2 protein-coding genes are annotated in these 2,237 nt (G+C 71.9%); one reads left to right on the top strand and one right to left on the bottom strand.

Annotated features, from left to right (window positions below; all coding sequences use genetic code 11):
• Window positions 1–1,505: AMP-binding protein (locus tag DQW06_RS24175; protein WP_117199371.1), on the top strand; the 1,505-nt coding region annotated here is incomplete at its 5' end.
• A gap of 75 nt (window positions 1,506–1,580) precedes the next feature.
• On the opposite strand, the gene DQW06_RS24170 is transcribed toward DQW06_RS24175, so the two are convergent.
• The gene (locus tag DQW06_RS24170; protein ID WP_013153228.1) at window positions 1,581–1,865 is read right to left on the bottom strand and encodes a 4a-hydroxytetrahydrobiopterin dehydratase; all 285 of its coding nucleotides are present in this window, start codon (window positions 1,863–1,865) and stop codon (window positions 1,581–1,583) included.
• Between the last annotated feature and the right edge of the window lie 372 nt (window positions 1,866–2,237).

Below are 2,237 nucleotides of genomic sequence, written 5' to 3'. Positions count from 1 at the left end.
CCACCGAGATCGGCCCCACCCTGGAGGCCACCACCCTCACCTTCGGCGAACTCGCCCGGCGCTCCCGCGACCTGGCCACCGGTCTGGCCGACCTGGGCATCACCAGCGGGGACCGCGTCGCCACCCTCATCCCCAAGGGCGTGGACCTGACCGTCACCGCCCTGGCCGTGTGGCGTCTGGGCGCCGTCCTGGTCCCCCTGCTCTCCTCCTTCGCCCCCTCGGCCATCAACGAGCGCCTCACCGACTCCGGCGCCCGCCTGGTGGTGTGCGACGCCGAGTACCGCGCCAAGCTCGTCCCCGGCGCCGACCGCCCCTGGCACATCGCCACCACCGCCGCCGAGCCCGCCCACGAGGGCGACCACACCCTCACCGGCCTGGCCGCCCGCGCAGCCGCGGCGCCGTCCGTCCCCGACGCCGCCGTGGGCGGGGACGGCCCGCTGGCCGTCGTCTACGTCTCCGGGGTCATCGGCCCGCCCCGGGGCGTGCGGGTGCCCGTGCGCGCCCTGGCCGCCATGCACGCCTACCACCACTACGGCCTGGGCGTGCACGACGACGACGTCTACTGGAACACCGCCGACCCCGGCGCGGCCTACGGCCTCTACCACGGGCTCATCTCGCCGCTGCTGGCCGGGCACAACTCCCTGGCGCTGCGGGCCGGGTTCTTCGACCCGGAGCTGACCCTGGACGTGCTGGGCGTGCACGGCGTCACCAACCTGGCGGCCGATCCCACCACCTACCGCACGCTGCGCGCGGCCACCAAGACCCTGCCGCCCGAGGTGATGGTGCAGAGCCTGGCCAGTGCGGGCGAGCCGCTGGCCCCCGACGTCATCGACTGGGTCACCGACGTGTTCGGCGTCCCGGTGCGCGACCACTACGGGCAGACCGAGCTGGGCTGGTGTGTGGGCGTGCCCAACGGCGACACCGGTCAGGGGCCGGCCGATCCGCCGCCGGGGGCGATCGGTCCCGCGCTGCCGGGCTGGCGGGTGCAGATCCTGGAGGCGATCTCCGACGACCCCGCTCCCCTGGGCGCCTACGGGCGTGTGGCGGTGGACCTGGAGCGCAGTCCGCTGGCCTGGTTCGAGGGCTACGTCGGTCAGGAGGGGGCCTCGCAGGTCAGGTTCACCCCCGACCGCGCCTACTACCTGACCGGGGACACCGGTATCCAGGACCGGCAGGGGTCGTTGTTCTTCTCCACCCGTGACGACGGCGCCATCTTGACCTACGGGTACCGGATCGGTCCGAGTGAGGTGGAGTCGGTGCTCAACGCCCACCCGGCGGTGGAGGAGTGCGGGGTGTACTCGATCCCCGACGAGCTCGCCGGGCAGGTGATCGGTGCGCGGGTGGTTCTGGGCGCCGGTCACGAGGCCACTCCGGAGCTGGCCGAGGAGCTCAAGGGGTGGGTGGGCGAGCGGTTCGCCGCGCACGCCGCGCCGCGGGTGGTGGACTTCGTGGAGGAGCTGCCTCGTACGGCCTCGGGCAAGATGCGCCGGGCGCGCCTGCGCTGAGGGTCCGCCCCTGCCCCGCCCGGCGGTCCGGGGCGGGTGGGCGCGGTCCTGTGCGCTGCTCCCCCTGGGTCGGGGTCAGGGGATGAGTTCGTCCACGCGGGCGGCCAGGGACATGTCCTTGTCGGTGACGGCTCCTTCGGAGTGGGTGCTCAGCGCCAGGTGCAGGGTGTCGTAGCGGATGTCGATGTCGGGGTGGTGGTCGACCTGTTCGGCCGCCTGGGCGATCTCGTTGACCAGGGCGATGGCGGCCGGGAAGTCGGGCAGGCGCACGGTGCGGCGGATGGCGGGTGCGGCGGGGTCCAGTTCCCAGTCGGTGAGGCGGGTCAGGCCGTCGCGGATCTGTTCCTCGGTGAGTCTCATGGTGGGCCCTCTCCCCCGGTGGCGGTCGTACGCGCCGGTGCGTGTACGGGTGGCTGTTGGGGGCTACGTACCCGTGTGCGGTGTGGGGGTCACCTGCGGTACGCGTGTTCTGTGAGGTTGGAGCCTGTGGTGGTCGGTGCGGCGGAGCCGCTCCTTCTGTCTTTTTGGAGGTTCAAGGAACCAAAGGCTCGACTGTACGACGTAGATTTTAATGTACTTAGTAGCTTAGTATTTCGCGTTACCAAGCTGAGGCCAGCCTTCCCACCTGCGCAGATCCTCCCCGTATGGGACACTGTGTCCCCCTCAGGCTTGCGCAATCCCCCGTTGAGCGGTTCACTCTGGGGAACTCCGGCCCCTCCCCCACCCCGGCGG

Source organism: Nocardiopsis sp. TNDT3 (assembly GCF_003427465.1).
Classification (GTDB): Bacteria; Actinomycetota; Actinomycetes; order Streptosporangiales; family Streptosporangiaceae; genus Nocardiopsis; species Nocardiopsis dassonvillei.
Note: the sequence above shows the minus strand (reverse complement) of the source record. Positions and strands in the feature narration are given on the sequence as shown.

Excerpts from the sequence above, each read along its gene's own strand:
- DQW06_RS24170 (WP_013153228.1), bottom strand. The coding sequence starts at position 1,865 with ATGAGACTCACCGAGGAACAGATCCGCGACGGCCTGACCCGCCTCACC.